Annotated in this window: 14 protein-coding genes; 2 read left to right on the top strand and 12 right to left on the bottom strand. The window is 72.8% G+C overall.

Going from position 1 to position 17,332, the window contains the following annotated elements; translation table 11 throughout:
* Positions 1 to 40 precede the first annotated feature (40 nt).
* The 3 genes from nadD to ACZ53N_RS09715 all read right to left on the bottom strand — a co-directional run bounded on the left by nadD (position 41) and on the right by ACZ53N_RS09715 (position 1,148).
* Positions 41 to 652: a nicotinate-nucleotide adenylyltransferase gene (gene nadD / locus ACZ53N_RS09725; RefSeq protein ID WP_469140383.1), complete on the bottom strand. Its 612-nt coding sequence runs from the start codon at positions 650 to 652 to the stop codon at positions 41 to 43.
* Between the two features lie 55 nt (positions 653 to 707).
* Positions 708 to 869, bottom strand: coding sequence for a hypothetical protein (locus ACZ53N_RS09720; RefSeq protein ID WP_184729837.1), 162 nt, complete (start codon positions 867 to 869; stop codon positions 708 to 710).
* Positions 870 to 977: 108 nt separating this feature from the next.
* Entirely contained in the window at positions 978 to 1,148 is a 171-nt protein-coding gene (locus ACZ53N_RS09715) for a hypothetical protein (protein ID WP_469140382.1), read from the bottom strand.
* Positions 1,149 to 1,239: 91 nt separating this feature from the next.
* Between ACZ53N_RS09715 and ACZ53N_RS09710 the strand changes: the two genes are divergently transcribed.
* Positions 1,240 to 2,394: a M48 family metallopeptidase gene (locus tag ACZ53N_RS09710; RefSeq protein WP_469140381.1), complete on the top strand. Its 1,155-nt coding sequence runs from the start codon at positions 1,240 to 1,242 to the stop codon at positions 2,392 to 2,394.
* 234 nt (positions 2,395 to 2,628) lie between these two features.
* Here ACZ53N_RS09710 and ACZ53N_RS09705 read toward each other — a convergent pair whose 3' ends face one another.
* From ACZ53N_RS09705 to proB, 5 genes are all read right to left on the bottom strand, one after another.
* Complete coding sequence (locus ACZ53N_RS09705) at positions 2,629 to 3,744, bottom strand: SCO2583 family membrane protein (protein WP_469140380.1); 1,116 nt, start codon at positions 3,742 to 3,744, stop codon at positions 2,629 to 2,631.
* A gap of 163 nt (positions 3,745 to 3,907) precedes the next feature.
* Positions 3,908 to 4,567 carry an SCO2584 family spore wall biosynthesis protein gene (locus ACZ53N_RS09700; protein ID WP_469140379.1) on the bottom strand — a complete coding sequence of 220 codons (660 nt, stop codon included), beginning with the start codon at positions 4,565 to 4,567 and terminating at the stop codon, positions 3,908 to 3,910.
* Between the two features lie 50 nt (positions 4,568 to 4,617).
* Positions 4,618 to 5,904: a glutamate-5-semialdehyde dehydrogenase gene (locus ACZ53N_RS09695; protein ID WP_130877876.1), complete on the bottom strand. Its 1,287-nt coding sequence runs from the start codon at positions 5,902 to 5,904 to the stop codon at positions 4,618 to 4,620.
* 405 nt (positions 5,905 to 6,309) lie between these two features.
* Complete coding sequence (locus ACZ53N_RS09690) at positions 6,310 to 6,795, bottom strand: hypothetical protein (RefSeq protein ID WP_469140526.1); 486 nt, start codon at positions 6,793 to 6,795, stop codon at positions 6,310 to 6,312.
* 359 nt (positions 6,796 to 7,154) lie between these two features.
* Positions 7,155 to 8,234: a glutamate 5-kinase gene (proB, locus tag ACZ53N_RS09685; RefSeq protein ID WP_469140525.1), complete on the bottom strand. Its 1,080-nt coding sequence runs from the start codon at positions 8,232 to 8,234 to the stop codon at positions 7,155 to 7,157.
* Between the two features lie 304 nt (positions 8,235 to 8,538).
* Between proB and ACZ53N_RS09680 the strand changes: the two genes are divergently transcribed.
* The gene (locus ACZ53N_RS09680) at positions 8,539 to 10,602 is read left to right on the top strand and encodes a hypothetical protein (RefSeq protein WP_469140378.1); all 2,064 of its coding nucleotides are present in this window, start codon (positions 8,539 to 8,541) and stop codon (positions 10,600 to 10,602) included.
* A gap of 216 nt (positions 10,603 to 10,818) precedes the next feature.
* Here the strand turns inward: ACZ53N_RS09680 and obgE are convergent, their stop codons facing one another.
* The 4 genes from obgE to ACZ53N_RS09660 all read right to left on the bottom strand — a co-directional run bounded on the left by obgE (position 10,819) and on the right by ACZ53N_RS09660 (position 17,144).
* Positions 10,819 to 12,255, bottom strand: coding sequence for a GTPase ObgE (gene obgE, locus ACZ53N_RS09675; RefSeq protein ID WP_469140377.1), 1,437 nt, complete (start codon positions 12,253 to 12,255; stop codon positions 10,819 to 10,821).
* 127 nt (positions 12,256 to 12,382) lie between these two features.
* Positions 12,383 to 12,640, bottom strand: a complete 258-nt coding sequence (gene rpmA / locus ACZ53N_RS09670) for a 50S ribosomal protein L27 (RefSeq protein WP_116211787.1) — start codon at positions 12,638 to 12,640, stop codon at positions 12,383 to 12,385.
* An 11-nt stretch (positions 12,641 to 12,651) separates the two neighbouring features.
* Positions 12,652 to 12,972, bottom strand: coding sequence for a 50S ribosomal protein L21 (gene rplU, locus ACZ53N_RS09665; protein WP_130877714.1), 321 nt, complete (start codon positions 12,970 to 12,972; stop codon positions 12,652 to 12,654).
* Between the two features lie 224 nt (positions 12,973 to 13,196).
* Positions 13,197 to 17,144 carry an Rne/Rng family ribonuclease gene (locus ACZ53N_RS09660; protein ID WP_469140376.1) on the bottom strand — a complete coding sequence of 1,316 codons (3,948 nt, stop codon included), beginning with the start codon at positions 17,142 to 17,144 and terminating at the stop codon, positions 13,197 to 13,199.
* Between the last annotated feature and the right edge of the window lie 188 nt (positions 17,145 to 17,332).

Here is a 17,332-nt window from a genome sequence, read left to right as displayed (position 1 = left end):
AGTGCCCCTCAGTGCCCTGTGGATCCGGGGTCGATCCGGATCAGCCGCTGTGCCGGTAGAGCTTGCGCTTGTCGATGTAGCGCACCACACCGTCGGGCACCAGGTACCAGACCGGCTCGCCCTGCGCCACTCGCGCGCGGCAGTCGGAGGAGGAGATGGCGAGCGCGGGCACCTCGACGAAGGAGACCCGGTCCTCGGGGAGCCCCGGGTTGGCCAGTATGTGGCCGGGCCGGGTGACGCCGATGAAGTGGGCGAGGGAGAACAGCTCGTCCGTGTCCCGCCAGGTCAGGATCTGCGCCAGCGCGTCGGCACCGGTGATGAAGAACAGGTCCGCGTCGTCGTTGAGGGCGCGCAGGTCGCGGAGCGTGTCGGTGGTGTACGTCGGACCACCGCGGTCGATGTCGATCCGGCTGACCGAGAACTGCGGGTTGGACGCGGTGGCGATGACCGTCATCAGATAGCGGTCCTCGGCCGGTGACACCGCCCGGTGGCTCTTCTGCCACGGCTGCCCGGTCGGCACGAAGACCACCTCGTCCAGGTGGAACTGCGAAGCCACCTCGCTGGCGGCGACCAGGTGGCCGTGGTGGACCGGGTCGAAGGTCCCGCCCATCACGCCGAGCCGCCGCTTCACGGGCCCTGTCTGCTCTCCCATGCGTGCAGACCCTACTGGGCGCGGCTCGGCGCCGAGCCCCCAGGGACCGGTGGGGTCAGCGGTCGCGGTTGAAGCGGGTGGTGATCCAGAGCAGGAGCAGCAGGATGACCAGGGCGGCGCCGCCGGTCATGTACGGGCTGATGCTCTCGTGGGTGTCGACGTGCTCGCCCTCGGAGGCGAGGGTGGCGACGGCGGCGTGGGCGGTGATGAGGTTCATCGTCGGCAGGACCTATCCGGGATGGGATCCGGGGATCGGGGATCGGGTGGAGACTTCTGCCACATCGTATGCGGGGGCCGTTCGCAACCCCACGCCGACTCCGGCGCGTCAGTCCTTGTTGCCGTAACCACGCAGCAGGAACCAGGCGAGGAGGGCGATGCCCACCACGCCGACGACGATGACCGTGCGCAGCAGTGCGCCCGGGCCCTGGTCGCCCTTGGACACGGCGAGCAGCTCGGTGAATCCGGGCTGCGTGGCGAAACCATTGATATGCGGCATGTCCCCACGGTAGCCATGCCGGTGCCACGGCCTAGGGTGGGGTCCGGCAAGCCGGGGGACGAGCCATGATCAGCCCATTGAGGGGGTCTCGATGAGTGACACCAGCTCCGACAACAGCTCCGACGACAAGGCCGGGCACGGCGCCGACGGCCGGGCCGAGGGCGCGAAGCGGTTGCCGGGCCGCGAGCGCCGGCGGTTCCCGGACATCTCCTCGCGGGCGTACGAGCACCCGGCGGACCGCTCGGCCCTGGTGGCCCTGCGCAAGCTGAGCGGCTTCGACACCGTTTTCAAGGCGCTCAGCGGGCTGCTGCCCGAGCGCAGTCTGCGGCTGCTGTTCCTGTCCGACTCGGTGCGGGTGAGCGACCAGCAGTTCCAGCATCTGCACGCGATGCTGCTGGACGCCTGCTACATCCTGGACCTGCCCAAGGTCCCGCCGATGTACGTCACCCAGGACCCACAGCCCAACGCCATGTGCATCGGCCTGGACGAGCCGATCATCGTGGTGACCACGGGCCTTGTCGAGCTGCTCGACGAGGAGGAGATGCGGGCCGTCGTGGGCCACGAGGTGGGCCACGCGCTGTCCGGCCACGCGGTCTACCGGACGATATTGCTCTTCCTGACCAACTTCGCCCTCAAGATCGCCTGGATTCCGCTGGGCAATATCGCGGTGATGGCGATCGTGACGGCGCTGCGCGAGTGGTTCCGCAAGTCGGAGCTGTCGGCGGACCGGGCGGGGCTGCTGGTGGGGCAGGATCTGCGGGCCTCCATGCGCGGCCTGATGAAGATCGCGGGCGGCAACCATCTGCACGAGATGAACGTGGACGCGTTCCTCGCCCAGGCCGAGGAGTACGAGGCGGGCGGCGATCTGCGCGACTCCGTACTCAAGATCCTCAATGTGCTGCCGCGTACCCACCCCTTCACGACCGTGCGCGCCGCCGAGCTGAAGAAGTGGGCCGAGAGCCGCGACTACCAGCGCATCATGGACGGCCACTACCCGCGCCGCGGGGAGGACAAGGACACCTCGGTGTCCGACTCCTTCCGGGAGTCCGCGAGCCACTACGCCGAGACGGTGCGCTCCAGCAAGGACCCGCTGATGGGCCTCGTGCGGGACATCGCGGGCGGGGCGTCCGACCTGGGCGGCCGGCTGCGGGACGCCTTCGGCGGTGGCCCTGGGCCCGCCCCCGAGGAAGGCCCCGGGGCGCGGCCCGGGAAGGGCCCGGAGGACCCCAACGAGCCGCGGCCCTAGCCGGGCCCGGCGGCTCTTCGGCTGCGGGCCGCTTTTGCCACCTGCGGCGGCGAGCGCCTCTCGCCTGGCCGGCGTCTTCTTCGGCTGCGGGCCGTCTTTGCCCCCTGCGGCGGCGAGCGCCCTGCGGGCGCGTCCTCAAACGCCGGACGAGCTGATTTGGCTGGGCTCAGCCGCCGAGCCCGTCCGGCGATTGAGGACTCAGCACAGCAGCCCGCTGGGGGCGATCGAGCTTGGTCAGGACGCCCGCGGCAGGCTCGGCTGGGCGCTGGGGGCCATGACGCCGCACAGGGCGGCCGACTCCCGGCCCGTCGCGTACGGGTCGGTGTCGGCCGGCCGGTCGGTGCCGGCCCGCTGCCCGGCCAGCAGTGGCCGCAGATAGCCCGCGTCGTCGGCCGAGCAGGACTGCGGTCCGGCCTGGACGTGACTCTGCAGGACCTCCACGTGATGCCCCTGCAGATCGTCACGGTCGAAGCGGAAGCGCAGCTGCCGCCGCACCGTGAACAGCGACGCCCGGTCCTCGCCCTGCCCCGGCTCCCCCGCGTGCTGCCCGCTGCCCGCCCGCACGGCGTGCACGGCGTAGACGAAGGTGTGGTCGGTGGCGACCTCCAGCGTGCCGGGCGTCGTCTCGGTGAGGGAGAACGTGCCCTGGGTCCGCACGGGCACGTCGGCGAGCGCGATCTGCGTGGGGTCGAAGCGCACCAGCCAGCCGGTGGCGGCATGCCGGCCGTCGTCGGCGGGCTTGGTGAAACTGCGGTCGAACTGGGCGAGTTGGGACGGGTCGAGCAACAGCCGGACGCCGCGCTGGGCACCGCCGGTGAGCGTGGCGCGGTCGAGCGCCGACTTCAGCGTGTACTCCTTGGCGGTGGCGAGCGCGGCCATCACCAGGCTCTCGGAGAAGTGCTGGGTGCGCCGGGCGGGCGGCAGATTGATCCCTTCCTCCCCGTCGCGGAACTGCGCCGCCGGGCTGTGGTCGAGCAGCTCCCGCGCCGAGATCCCGCCCGGTACGGGGTCGCGCGGCGCGAGGGGCACGAGGGTGGTGTGCAGCGCCTCGGCCGTCGGCGGCCCGGGCTCCTCGTAGGGATGGCGCAGGCCCATGTAGACGGCGGTGCCGAAGGCCATGGCGATCAGCAGTATCAGGACGAGGACCTGCCGGGACGCGCCGATGCGCGCCCAGAGGCGGCGGCTGCGGACGGGGTGCGCGTGGTCGGCCATCCGCTCCTGCGCCGAGAACTCCTGGAGCCGGGCAGCGCGCACGAAGGATTCATCGAAGACGACCGATCGGTACTCGTCGTCCCCGCTGCCCGGGGCGCCCTCGGGCGGCCCCTCGGGTGGGTCTCGCGGCCCGTCCATACTCCAAGAGTAGGTCCGCCGGGGCTTCGGTAAACGCCCTGGTACACGACAAGTTCCACGGATCGTTCGGATCGCCGGGCAGCGGGACCCCATGCCTTGGCCCATGCTTCGGCGACCGGTCACCACCCATCGGACGGTCACGCTGGGTGACCGTCCGGAGGCGTCAGCCCCGGCCCGGCGCGGCGGAGGCCACCGGTGGCTCGGAATCGGCGGACACCGACGGCAACGGGCCGGGCCGCCCGACCGCGGGAGCGTCCACGCCGGTGGTGGCCGGTGGTGGCGCCGGGTCCCCCCGGTCGCCGGAGGAGGCGCCGCGGTAGACGGCGGCGAAAGCCAGGGCGACCACGCCGATGCCCATCAGCACGGCGAGCAGCCAGGCCACCGGGCGGTGCCAGCGGGCGTGGCCGCGATACGGGCCCCGGGCCGTGCCGTAGCGCCCGTACGGGCCGTAGGCGTCGTCTGGGTCGAGGTCGTGGGCGAGACCGTGCCACTCCCCCGGCCGGGCCGAGGGCTGGCCGGTCGCGGGGCGCCCGTCGGGGCCGCGCCCGTCATGGCCGCCGTACCCCTCGTAACCCTCGAATCCCTCAAAGACGTCTTCGTCGGCGGGGCCGCCGCCCGCCCGGGCCCGGGCGGCGTCGGCCTCGGCGCGCGCCCGCTCGGCGGCGAGCATCCGCTCGGCCGCGGAGGGTTCGTGGACCGCGGCGGACCGCACGAACTCCTCATCGAAGACCACGGAGGCGAACTCTTCGTCCGCGCCTCCGTGGCGGTGGCTGTCGGGCTCTTCGCCGTCCGGGAACGGCTTGCCCCCCACATCGTCCGGCACCCGTCCAGATTAGACCCGAACCGCTCAATCCGCGCAGCCGCTACGGGAATTCAGGACGCGACGGGTCCGGCGCCGCCGCGCACATGGCCGTCACCCGTGACGATGTACTTGGTCGACGTCAGCTCCGGCAGCCCCATCGGGCCCCGGGCGTGCAGCTTCTGCGTGGAGATGCCGATCTCCGCGCCGAAGCCGAACTGGCTGCCGTCCGTGAAGCGGGTCGAGGCGTTGACGGCGACCGTGGTGGAGTCGACCAGCTGGGTGAACCGGCGGGCGGCGGCCTGCGAGGTGGTGACGATCGCCTCGGTGTGGCCGGAGGACCACAGCCGGATGTGCCGCACGGCCATGTCGAGGGAGTCCACGACGGCGGCGGCGATGTCGTACGAGAGGTACTCGGTCTCCCAGTCCTCGACGGTCGCGGGCACGACGGTCGCCGGGCCCCCTTCCGCCAGCGCCTGGAAGCGCTCGTCGGCGTGCACGGTCACGCCCGCCTCGGCCAGGGCGGCCACGGCCCGCGGCACGAACCGCTCGGCGATGTCCTGGTGGACGAGCAGCGTTTCGGCGGCGTTGCAGACGCTGGGGCGCTGCGCCTTGGAGTTGACGAGGATGTCCACGGCCATGTCGAGGTCGGCCTCGGCGTCGACGTAGACATGGCAGTTCCCGGTGCCGGTCTCGATCACCGGGACCGTGGACTCCTGGACGACCGTGCGGATCAGCGAGGCGCCGCCGCGCGGGATCAGCACGTCGACCATGCCCCGGGCGCGCATCAGCTCCCGAACGGACTCCCGGCTCTCGCCCGGCACCAGCTGCACGGCGTCGGCGGGCAGCCCGGCACCGCCGACGGCGTCGCGCAGGACCCGCACCAGGGCGGTGTTGGAGGCGTACGCGGAGGACGAGCCGCGCAGCAGGACGGCGTTGCCGGACTTCAGGCAGAGGGCCGCGGCGTCCACGGTCACGTTCGGCCGGGCCTCGTAGATGATCCCGACGACACCGAGCGGCACCCGCACCTGGCGCAGGTCGATGCCGTTGGGGAGGGTGGAGCCGCGGACGACCTCACCGACCGGGTCGGGCAGGGCCACCACGTCCCGGACGTCCTTGGCGATGGCCCGCACGCGCTCGGGCGTGAGGGTCAGCCGGTCGATGACGGTCTCGCTGGTCCCGGCGGCCCGGGCCTTCTCGACGTCCTCGGCGTTGGCCTCGACGATTTCCCGGGTACGGACCTCCAGCGCGTCGGCGATGGCCAGCAGCGCCTCGTCCTTCGCCGAGCGCGGCAGTGGCGCCAGGTCGGCGGCGGCGGCGCGGGCGCGGTAGGCGGCCCGCAGCACCGGGGACTGCGGCATGGGGTCGGCGAGGGGGGAGGGGAAGACACTGCTGCTCATGGCGGGCAGCCTAGTCGCGCGGGGCGCGGGAGCCACCCCGTATTCCACAGTGCGGGACGCCGTGCCGGCGGCTGGTCGACTCCCGGCCGGCCGGCCGAGCCGTGCGCACCACCGCTGCGCGGCGGTGTCCTCAATCGCCGGACGGGCTGGTTGGCCAAGCCCAGCCACTTCAAGCCTGTCCGGCGCTTGAGGACGCGCCCGCAGGGCGCTCGCCGCCGCAGGCGGCACAGACGGCCCGCAGCCGAGCATCCGCCGGCCAGGCGAGAGGCGCCCGCCGCCGCAGGCGGCAACGACGGCCCGCAGGCAAAGACCGGCCCGTAACCGACAAACCGCCAGCCAGGCGAACGGCCCCGGGGGGCACCCGTTCTAGAACGGATGGACACCCACCGGCGTCGCCGGCAGCGGACCATACCCCTCCGCGATGCGCTGGTGGTAGGTCTCGCGGTCGATGACCTCCAGGCCGACGATCTCCCAAGGAGGCAGCCGGGCGGTCGAGCGGTGCTCGCCCCACAGGCGCAGCGCCACGGCCGCCGCGTCGTGCAGATCACGCGCCTCTTCCCAGTAGCGGATCTCGGCGTGATCGTTGGCGTAGCGGCTGGTCAGCAGGAAAGGGTGGTCGTGGGCGAGCTGCTCGAGGGCCCGCCGCACCTCCGCCAGCGGTGCCTCGGCCCCCGAGACGCTGAGCGTGACGTGCCACAGCCGGGACACCTCGCCGCGGTCCCGCACGGTCTCGCCCGCTCCGTCCGGCCCGGCGGGCCCCGCCGTCCCGTCCACCGCGTCGCCCGTCCCGACGCTGGTCAGTGTCCGCTCCGCCGTCCCCCGGGGCGGCGCCCCGGGGCGCCCTCGTCTCACCACCGACGGCCTCCTGTTGATCGCTGCTCCGCGCACGCGCGGCGGAGCGGTGTGGTGCCGGTTCCCGCTCCGGGTCCCGCTGTGCCGGTCCGGCTGCCGGTGCTGCCGCCGGTCCTGGTGCTGGCCTGCTACTCGTCTGCCGGGTTGCTGCTCGTCCGGTGTTGGTGACCGCTGCTGGTTCAGGTGGTGCCCACCGCGTCCGGTGGTGCGGGCCACGTGCTGCCCGCGGGCACCGCCCGTCCGCGACGGCCCCCATGCTCAAAGTTGACCAGTCCGCAGGCGGCCGTGTGGCGGTTTTACAGAAGGTCTCCATGGAAAGGCTGGACTTACCTCACACTCTCGCCCCGGGATGACGGCCGTCAGGGGCGCAGCACGACCAGGTCATCGCGGTGGACGACCTCGCGCTCGTACGCGGGTCCGAGGTCCCGGGCCAGGTCACGGGTGGAGCGGCCGAGCAGCCGGGGGATCTCCCGGGCGTCGAAGTTGACCAGCCCCCGGGCGACGGCCCGCCCCGCGGAGTCCCGCAGCTCCACGGGGTCACCCGCGGTGAATTCACCCTCGACGGACGCGATGCCCGCCGGGAGCAGCGACGCGCGCCCGTCGACCACGGCCCGCACGGCGCCGTCGTCCAGCGTCAGGGACCCGCGCGGGGTGGAGGCGTGCGCGAGCCACAGCAGCCGGTCGGCGGAGCGGCGGCCGGTGCGGTGGAAGAACGTGCCGGCCGGCCGGCCGGAGAGGGCGTCCGCGGCCCGGCTTGCGGAGGTGAGGACGACCGGGATGCCGGCGGCGGCCGCGATGCGGGCCGCCTCGACCTTGGTGACCATGCCGCCGGTGCCCACGCCCGCCTTGCCCGCGCTGCCGACGGAGACGCCGTCGAGATCCTTCTCCCCGGTGACCTCGGCGATCCGCGTGGTGCCCGGGATGCTCGGGTCGCCGTCGTAGAGGGCGTCGACGTCGGAGAGCAGGACCAGCAGGTCGGCCCGGACGAGATGGGCGACGAGGGCGGCGAGGCGGTCGTTGTCGCCGAAGCGGATCTCGTCCGTGGCCACGGTGTCGTTCTCGTTGACGACCGGGACCGCGCCCATGGCGAGCAGCTGGTCGAGCGTCCGGTAGGCGTTGCGGTAGTGCGCGCGGCGGCTGGTGTCGTCGGTGGTCAGCAGCACCTGGCCGACGCGGCGGCCGTAGCGCGCGAAGGAGGCGGTGTAGCGGGCGACGAGCAGACCCTGGCCGACACTGGCGGCGGCCTGCTGGCGGGCGAGGTCGCGGGGGCGCCGCTCCAGGCCGAGCGGTGCGAGACCGGCGGCGATGGCACCGGAGGAGACCAGCACGATCTCCTTCTCCCCGCCGGCCTTGGCCAGCGTGTCGACCAGCGCGTCAACCCGGTCGGCGTCCAGCCCCCCGCCCGCGGTGGTGAGTGACGAGGATCCCACCTTGACCACGATCCTTCGGGCGTCCACGACCTCCCGCCGGAGCTCTTGACCGGCCTCCCGGCCGACCGCCCGACCGGCCTCTTGCCGCGTCCCTGCCCCTGTCACGTCCGTACACCCCTGTGATCGCCGCTGGTCTGCCTGCTTCCGGCCCGCAAATCTACCGCCTGAGGAATGTGGTCGTTCGGCCCTATTTTGCGATGATTGCCGTCGGGGAAGATTGCTCCTGGCCCAGCCGCCGTCATACGGTCGGTAGCCGACCGTTGTCCATCGCGGTCTCCCTCACCCCCTAGCCCTCCTGCCAGGAGCCCGCCCAGTGCCTTCTGCCGGATCCGTCTCCCGCCGAGTCGTACAGCTCGCGGCGCTGCTCGCGATGCTGGCGTTCTTCGCCGCTCAGCTCGTGGGCGCCCTGCTGCCCAATGTGCCGCTCTTCATCACCGCCTCGGCGGCGGGCCTCGCGCTCGATCTCTATCTCCAGCACCGAGACCCCGGTCTGCTCTCGCTGCTCGGCAAGGTCCGCTTCGACGTCACCGTGCGTCAGCTGCTGCGCGACATGCTGATCATGGTCGGGCTGCTGCGCGTGCACGGCGACGGCCCGCTGCACGAGTACACCCCGCTGTTCATCGGGCTGCTGCTCTTCTACGGCGCCCACTTCGGCTGCCAGGCCGTCGCGATCCTCGTGCGCCGCAGCCGCACCCTGCCGTTCCTGACCCGGAACGTCGACACCTCCGGCCTGCGCCTGTCGGCCGCGCCGCCGCGCCTGCTGGCCCGCCAGCAGGGCCGCCGGCTGCTGCGCTTCGCCGCCCCCGCCACCGCGGGCACGCTGATCACCGCGGGCACCGAGAAGGCCCTGTGGGGCGAGATCGGTGTCGGCATCGCCTTCGCGCTGTCCCTCGGCGGCGCCCTGTACCTGGCCACGTGGCTGCGCCCCAAGAAGCGCATCGCGAACGAGCAGCAGGCCCTGGAGTGGCTGGACACCTGGCTGACCGGCTACAAGCCCACCGTCGGCATGTACTTCTCCGGCGGCACCAGCTCGGCCTACCAGGCCAACATGTGGCTCTCGACCCTCGCCGAGCTGGACGGCAACCCCGTCATCGTGCTCCGCGAGCGCTTCATGGTGCAGAAGATCGACGCCACCGACGTGCCGATCGTCTGCATCCCCAAGGTCGTGCACCTGATGGCCCTGGAGAAGTCGTCGCTGAAGATGCTGCTGCACCCGGCGAACTCGGGCAAGACCTCGCAGGTCCTGCGCATGCCGTCGATCAAGCACGCCTTCACCAACCACGGCGAGAGCGACAAGCTCTCCAGCTGCAACCCGTACTCCAAGGCGTACGACGAGATCTGGGTCGCCGGCCCCGCCGCCCGCGAGCGCTACCAGCTCGCCGACATCGGCGTCGACGACCGTGACGTCGTGGAGGTCGGCCGCCCGCAGCTCGCGCCGATCCAGCCGTACACCGCGCCGCGCGGCAAGGCCGCCGCCGAGGGCTTCACCACCGTGCTGTACGCCCCGACCTGGGAAGGCTGGGACGGCCAGCCCGGCAACACCTCGGTGATGCTGGCCGGCGAGAACATCGTCCGCGAGCTGCTCGCCGACCCCAAGGTCCGGCTGCTCTACAAGCCGCACCCGATGACCGGCTCCGTCGACCCGCGCGCGGGCCGCGCCAACGAGCGCATCCAGGCCATGATCCGCGAGGCCAACGCCCGCCGCGGCGGTCCCCGCCCCGGCCCCGAGGCGGCCGCCGAGCTGGCGCGCCGCACGGCCCTGCTGGAGCGGCTCACCACGAGCACCTTCCGCCCCAGCGCGGACGAGGTCGAGCGCATGCTCCTCCAGGGCACTCCGGAGAAGGGCCGCGCGGCGACCGTGGCGGACGCCACCGCCGCCTGGGAGGCCGCGTACTGGGACTCGCTGCCGGTCTGGGAGCACCAGATCATCACGGCCGCCCGGCCCGCCCTCTACACCTGCTTCAACCAGTCCGACCTGCTGATCAGCGATGTTTCCAGCGTGGTCTCGGACTACCTGATCAGTGAGAAGCCGTACGCGGTGGCCAACACCAGCGGCATGACCGAGGAGGAGTTCCGCGCGGGCTTCCCGACCGTCAGCGCGGCCACGATCCTCAGCCCGGAGGCGGAAGGCGTCCGGGCGCTGCTCGCGGCCGTCCGCACCCCCGGCCAGGACGCCCTCGCGGCGGCCCGTGCGGAGCTGAAGGTCGAGCTGCTCGGCCCGTCCGACCCGCCGTCGCTGGTCCGCTTCAACGAGGCGGCCCTCGCGCTCTGCGCGAAGGCCGACGAGCGCCGCGCCCGGATGGAGGCCCGCATGGCGGCCGAGATCCCGGCCCAGCGCGAGACGCTCACCGCTGGGCCGACGGTCGGCGCCGTCTGAGCCGTCCACTGAGGGCATGGGGAAGGCCCCGGGAGGATTTCCTCCCGGGGCCTTCCCCATGCGCCGTACGGGGCCGTACAGGCCTGCACGAAGGCCCTCAGGCGCCGGGCAGGCTTGTCATAAGCCTGCCCGGCGCCTGAGGGCACCTACGCCTCGCGCGGCTGCCCGGACTCCGCCCGGACGCGGGGCGGCCTCACAGCCACCCCGCAGCCTCCGCTAGAACGGCTTGAACTTCTCGAACTCCTGGTCCGCCTCGTCCCGCTCCGCGTCGCGGTCGCGGCGGCGGACAGCGGCCGGACGGGGGGCGTCCAGGCGGTGGTCCTCGCCACGGCGGCCCAGCATCTCCGCACCGGCGGCCATCGACGGCTCCCAGTCGAAGACGACCGCGTTCTCCTCGCTGCCGATCGCGACGCCGTCACCGGACCGGGCACCGGCCTTGAGCAGCGCGTCCTCGACACCGAGGCGGTTGAGCCGGTCGGCCAGGTAGCCGACGGCCTCGTCGTTGTTGAAGTCGGTCTGCTTGACCCAGCGCTCCGGCTTCTCGCCGCGCACGCGGTACAGGCCGTCGTCCCCCAGGGTGACGGTGAAGCCGGCGTCGTCCACGGCCTTCGGGCGGATGACGATACGGGTCGCCTCCTCCTTCGGCTTCGCGGCGCGCGCCGCGCCGATGATGCCGGCCAGCGCGAAGGAGAGCTCCTTCAGGCCCGTGCGGGCCACGGCGGACACCTCGAAGACCTGGTAGCCGCGGGCCTCCAGATCCGGGCGGATCATGTCGGCGAGGTCCTGGCCGTCCGGGATGTCGATCTTGTTGAGGACGACGATGCGCGGCCGGTCGTCCAGGCCGCCGTACTGCTTGAGCTCCGCCTCGATGACGTCCAGGTCCGAGACCGGGTCACGGTCGGACTCCAGGGTCGCCGTGTCCAGGACGTGCACGAGCACCGAGCAGCGCTCGACGTGCCGCAGGAACTCCAGGCCGAGGCCCTTGCCCTGGCTGGCGCCCGGGATCAGACCGGGGACGTCCGCGATGGTGTAGACGGTCGAACCGGCCGTCACCACGCCCAGGTTCGGGACCAGCGTCGTGAACGGGTAGTCCGCGATCTTCGGCTTGGCGGCGGAGAGCACCGAGATCAGCGAGGACTTGCCCGCGCTCGGGTAGCCGACCAGCGCCACGTCGGCGACGGTCTTGAGCTCCATGACGATGTCACGGGTCTCGCCGGGCTCGCCGAGCAGCGCGAAGCCGGGGGCCTTGCGGCGCGCCGAGGCCAGCGCCGCGTTGCCGAGGCCGCCACGGCCGCCCTGGCCCGCGATGAAGGTCGTGCCCTCACCGACGAGGTCGGCGAGGACGTTGCCCTGCTTGTCCAGGACGACGGTGCCGTCCGGCACCGTCAGGATCAGGTCCTGGCCGTCCTTGCCGGAGCGGTTGTCACCGGCACCGGGCGCGCCGTTGCCGGCCTTGCGGTGCGGGCTGTGGTGGTAGTCGAGGAGCGTGGTGACCGACTGGTCCACGACCAGGATCACATCGCCGCCACGGCCGCCGTTGCCGCCGTCCGGGCCGCCCAGCGGCTTGAACTTCTCACGGTGAACGGAGGCGCAGCCATGGCCTCCGTTACCCGCGGCGACATGCAGCTCGACGCGGTCCACGAAGGTGGTCATTGCGGTGCCTCCAGATGAATACGGGGATGTCTCTGTTACTAAACACGCCGAGGGCGGGCCGGCTTCCCCGTCACCGGAAAAAGCAGGCCCGCCCTCGGAAAGGTGTTATGTCGTGCCGAAAAGCTGATTACTCAGCGATCGGGACGATGTTCACGACCTTGCGACCACGGTGGGTGCCGAACTGCACCGCACCGGCGGCCAGCGCGAACAGGGTGTCGTCGCCACCGCGACCGACGCCCGTGCCCGGGTGGAAGTGGGTACCGCGCTGGCGGACCAGGATCTCACCGGCGTTGACGGCCTGGCCGCCGAAGCGCTTGACGCCGAGCCGCTGAGCGTTGGAGTCGCGACCGTTCCGAGTGGACGATGCGCCCTTCTTGTGTGCCATGTCTCAGTCCCTTACTTCGCAGCCGTGGGGATGCCGGTGACCTTGATCGCCGTGTACTGCTGGCGGTGACCAATGCGCTTGCGGTAGCCGGTCTTGTTCTTGTACTTCAGGATGTCGATCTTGGCACCCTTGTGGTGGTCCACGATCTCGGCCTGGACCTTGATCCCGGCCAGCACCCACGGGTCGCTGGTGACGGACTCGCCGTCGACCACGAGCAGCGTGGAGAGCTCGACAGAGTCGCCCACCTTGCCGTCGGAAATCTTGTCAACCTCGACGATGTCGCCGACAGCAACCTTGTGCTGGCGACCACCGCTACGCACAACTGCGTACACGCGGATCTCACTCTCTCGCTGGTAATCGGGACCTCTGATGCCAGCCGCTCACGCGGGCGTGAAGCCCGCGTATATCCGAATGGACGAGCGGCCTCTCCCGGAATTCACCGGAAGGGATGTGCTCAGGGGTTGGCGTACAGACGCCGAAGGACAAGGTTACGGGGCCCTGTCCAGGGGGTCAAACCGGGGCCCGGGCCCCGTAAGGGACCCGGACCCCGAACGCATCAGTCCTCGGCGGAGGAGGAGGCGGCTGCCGTCTTCTTCGCCGCCCGCTTCGCGGGGGCCTTCTTGGCCGTCGCCGTCTTCGCGGCGGTCTTCGTGGCCTTCTTGGCGGTCGTCGCCTTCTTGGCAGTCGTCGTCTTCTTGGCCGCCGTCGCCTTCTTCGCGGTGGTGGCCTTCTTCGCCGGTGCCTTCTTGGCGGCCGTCTTACGGGCCGTCTTCTTGGCGGGCGCCGCCGACTCGGCCTCGTCAGCGGACTCGACGGGCTCGACCGGCTCGGCCTGCTCGACCGGGGCCGCGGGCTCCTCGGCCCGGACGGGCTCCGGCTCCGGCTCGGCCACGGCCTTCGCGGGCGTCTCCACGACCATCACGGCCGCTTCCTCGGCCGCCTTGGGCGAACCGGCCGGGGACGTCGCCTTGCGGACCGCACGACGGCGCGTACGGACGGGAGCGGCCGGGGCGGCTGCCGTCCCGGCCTCCGCCGGGGCCTCGGCCTTCGCCTCGGGGGCCGGCTCGACGACGGGCTCGGCGACGGACTCCGCGACCGGCTCGGGGGCCGGGGCCGGCGCGACCGGCTCCACGACGATCTCGGGCTCCGGCTGCTCGGCCGCCTTCGGCGAACCCGCCGGGGCGGACGCCTTGCGGGTCGCCCGACGGCGCGTACGACCACCGCGCGAAGCCGCGGCCTTCGCCTCGGTCGGGCTGCCGAACCACTCCTCGTCACCGCCGACCGACGGCTGGAGGTCCGCCTCGGTCACCGCGACGGGCTCCAGCTCGGGCAGCTCGTCCTCGGCCTCGGCGGACGGGGCCGGCTCGGCCGGCTCCTCCACCGCGTACTCGTGGACGTGGTCGTGCTCGGGCTGACCGGCACCGGCCTTGCCCTTCTTCTTGCCGCGCTTGCCACCGCCGCCGCCGCCACCGACGGACGTCGGCTGGTCCATGTGGACGATCACACCGCGGCCGTTGCAGTGCACGCACGGCTCGGAGAAGGACTCCAGCAGGCCCTGGCCGACCCGCTTACGGGTCATCTGGACCAGACCCAGCGAGGTCACCTCGGCGACCTGGTGCTTCGTCCGGTCCCGGCCCAGGCACTCCAGCAGACGCCGCAGCACCAGGTCCCGGTTGGCCTCCAGCACCATGTCGATGAAGTCGATCACCACGATGCCACCGAGGTCGCGCAGCCGCAGCTGGCGCACGATCTCCTCGGCCGCCTCGAGGTTGTTCTTGGTGACCGTCTCCTCCAGGTTGCCGCCCTGGCCGGTGAACTTGCCGGTGTTGACGTCGACGACGACCATCGCCTCGGTCCGGTCGATCACCAGCGAGCCGCCGCTCGGCAGCCAGACCTTGCGGTCCAGCGCCTTCATCAGCTGCTCGTCGATCCGGTACGTGGCGAAGACGTCGACGTCCGACGTCCACTTCTGCAGCCGGTCGGTGAGGTCCGGGGCGACGTGCGCGACATAGCCGTGGATGGTCTCCCAGGCGCCGTCACCGCTGACGATGACCTTGGAGAAGTCCTCGTTGAAGATGTCGCGCACGACCCGGACGGTCATGTCCGGCTCGCCGTACAGCAGGGTCGGGGCGTTGCCGCTCTTCGCCTTCTTCTGGATCTCTTCCCACTGCGCCTGCAGCCGCTGCACGTCACGGGCCAGCTCGTCCTCGCTCGCACCCTCCGCGGCGGTACGGACGATCACGCCCGCGTCCTCGGGGACGATCTTCTTGAGGATCTGCTTCAGCCGCGCGCGCTCGGTGTCGGGCAGCTTCCGGCTGATACCGGTCATCGAGCCCTCGGGCACGTAGACCAGGTAGCGGCCGGGGAGCGAGACCTGGCTGGTCAGGCGGGCGCCCTTGTGACCGATCGGGTCCTTGGTGACCTGCACCAGCACGGACTGGCCGGACTTCAGCGCGGACTCGATGCGGCGCGGGCCGTTGCCCATGCCGAGCGCCTCGAAGTTGACCTCACCGGCGTACAGGACGGCGTTGCGGCCCTTGCCGATGTCGACGAACGCGGCCTCCATCGACGGCAGCACGTTCTGGACCTTGCCCAGGTATACGTTGCCGACGTAGCTGGTGGCCTGCTCCTTGTTGACGTAGTGCTCGACGAGGACGTTGTCCTCCAGCACGCCGATCTGGGTGCGCTCACCGCTCTGGCGCACGACCATGACGCGCTCGACGGCCTCACGGCGGGCCAGGAACTCGGCCTCGGTGATGATCGGCACGCGACGGCGGCCCTGCTCGCGCCCCTCACGGCGGCGCTGCTTCTTGGCCTCCATGCGGGTCGAGCCCTTGATGGACTGCACCTCGTCGAAACCGGTGCCGGGCTCGCGCTCCTCCCGCTTGCGGGACTCACGCGGCTCACGGACCTTCACGACCGTGCGCTCCGGGTCGTCGCCGGTGACCTCGGCCTCCGCGGCGTCGCCACTGCGGCGACGGCGGCGACGGCGACGGCGGCTGCTGGAGGAGCCGTACGCGTCGTCGTCCTCGGCGTCGGCCTCGGCGGACTCGGTCTCCTGCTCGGCCTCCGGCTCCTGGTCGGCCTCGGCGCGGCGCTCGGACTCCTCCTCGCCCTCGCCCTCGGCGGACTCACCACGGCGGCGGCGACGGCCACCGCGACGGCGACGGCGCGAGGGGCGGTCGCCCGACTCCTCGTCGTCCTGCGCCGCGTCCTCGGCGTCCTCGGCGTCCTCGGCCTCGGGGGCCTCCTGGACGTCCTCCACCGGCTCCGCGACGGGAGTGCGCTCCTCGGCGACGACCGGCTCGGCCTCGGCGGCCTCACCACGACGGCGGCGGCGACGGCGACCGCGCTCGGCGGCGGGCCGCTCGGTCTCGGCGCGCTCCTCCTCGGGCTGCTCCTCCGTGGGAACGGAGGCGGCGGCGGCCGCGGCGGCGGTCTCCGGGGTCTGGAACATGGGCTCGGCGAACACCGGCGCCTGGAACACGGCGGTCGGCGGGCGCACGGCGCGGCGACGGCCTCGCGCGGGAGCCTCCGGCTCCGCGTCCGCGGCGGCGGCACGGCGACGGCGGCCACCGGTGGCGGCGGGCTCGGCCTGCTCGGCTGCGGGCTCCGTGGCCTCGGCGGCGCGGCGGCTCTCCGCCTTCGCGGCCTCGAGGGCCTGGTTGGCGGCCTCGGCGTCACCGGGGGCGACGCGACGGCGGCCGCGGGCGGCACGGGCCGGCTTGGCGGGCGCCTCCTCGGCGACCGCCTCCACGGCGGCTTCCTCGGTCTCCTCCTCGGCCTCTTCGGCCGCGTCCTCCGACACGACCGGTGCCACGGCCTCGGCGGGCTGCGCCTCCGGTGCGGCGGCGGAGCCGGCCTTACGGGTGGCGCGGCGGCGCGTACGGGCCGGCTTCGCGGCCGGGGCCTCCTCGGCCGGGGCTTCCTCGGCCGGGGCGGCCGACTCGGCGGCGGCGTCCATGGCCAGCGGCACGGGGACCTCGGCGAGGACGACGGGCTCGGCGGGCGTCTCAGCGGACTGCGGGGCACCCGCCGGGGCGGTTGCCTTGCGGACCGCGCGGCGGCGCGTACGGACCGGCTTGCTGTCCGGGACCTCGGCCGCGGGCTCCGCGAGGGGCTCGGCGGCGGCCGGGGCCTCGGCGACGGCGGCGGCCGGAGCGGCCTCCGGTGCGGCGGTCTCCGCGGCAGCGGCGGCACGCGGCGAACCGGCCGGAGCCGTCGCCTTGCGGGTCGCACGGCGACGGGGACGGGCCGGGGGTGCCGCCTCGGTGGCGGCGGGGGTCTCGGCGACGGGCGCGGCCTCGACCGGAGCGGCCTCGGGCGCGGCGGCCGTCACGGCCGGCTGCGCGGCGGCGGTCTCCGCCACCGGCGGACCGGCCGGGCGGGACGCCGCACGGCGGCGGCGGCGCGGCGGCAGCGTGTCGCTGGGGCTTGCGTCGGAGTTGTTCCCGGGTGCGCTGGGCGCGTTCTCGGGCTCGGTGGGCTCAATAGATTCGAGCATGCGGGCGGTTCTCCCGTCACGCTCCCGGGCGCCGCGTCGTGATCCGACCCGGCGGTCCGCGTGTTGTGCGCGGTACCGCCGTCCGGGGCGCGGTCGCCGCACGGGAGCTGTCGTCTCGCTCGCCGGGGCCGAGTTGTCGGCACCGGCGAAAGTCTCCTGGTCAGTGCGCCTGCCGGACCCGGGTGGCT

The sequence above is a fragment of the Streptomyces sp. NPDC033229 genome (assembly GCF_055576875.1).
This window is presented reverse-complemented; position numbering and strand designations above follow the sequence as displayed.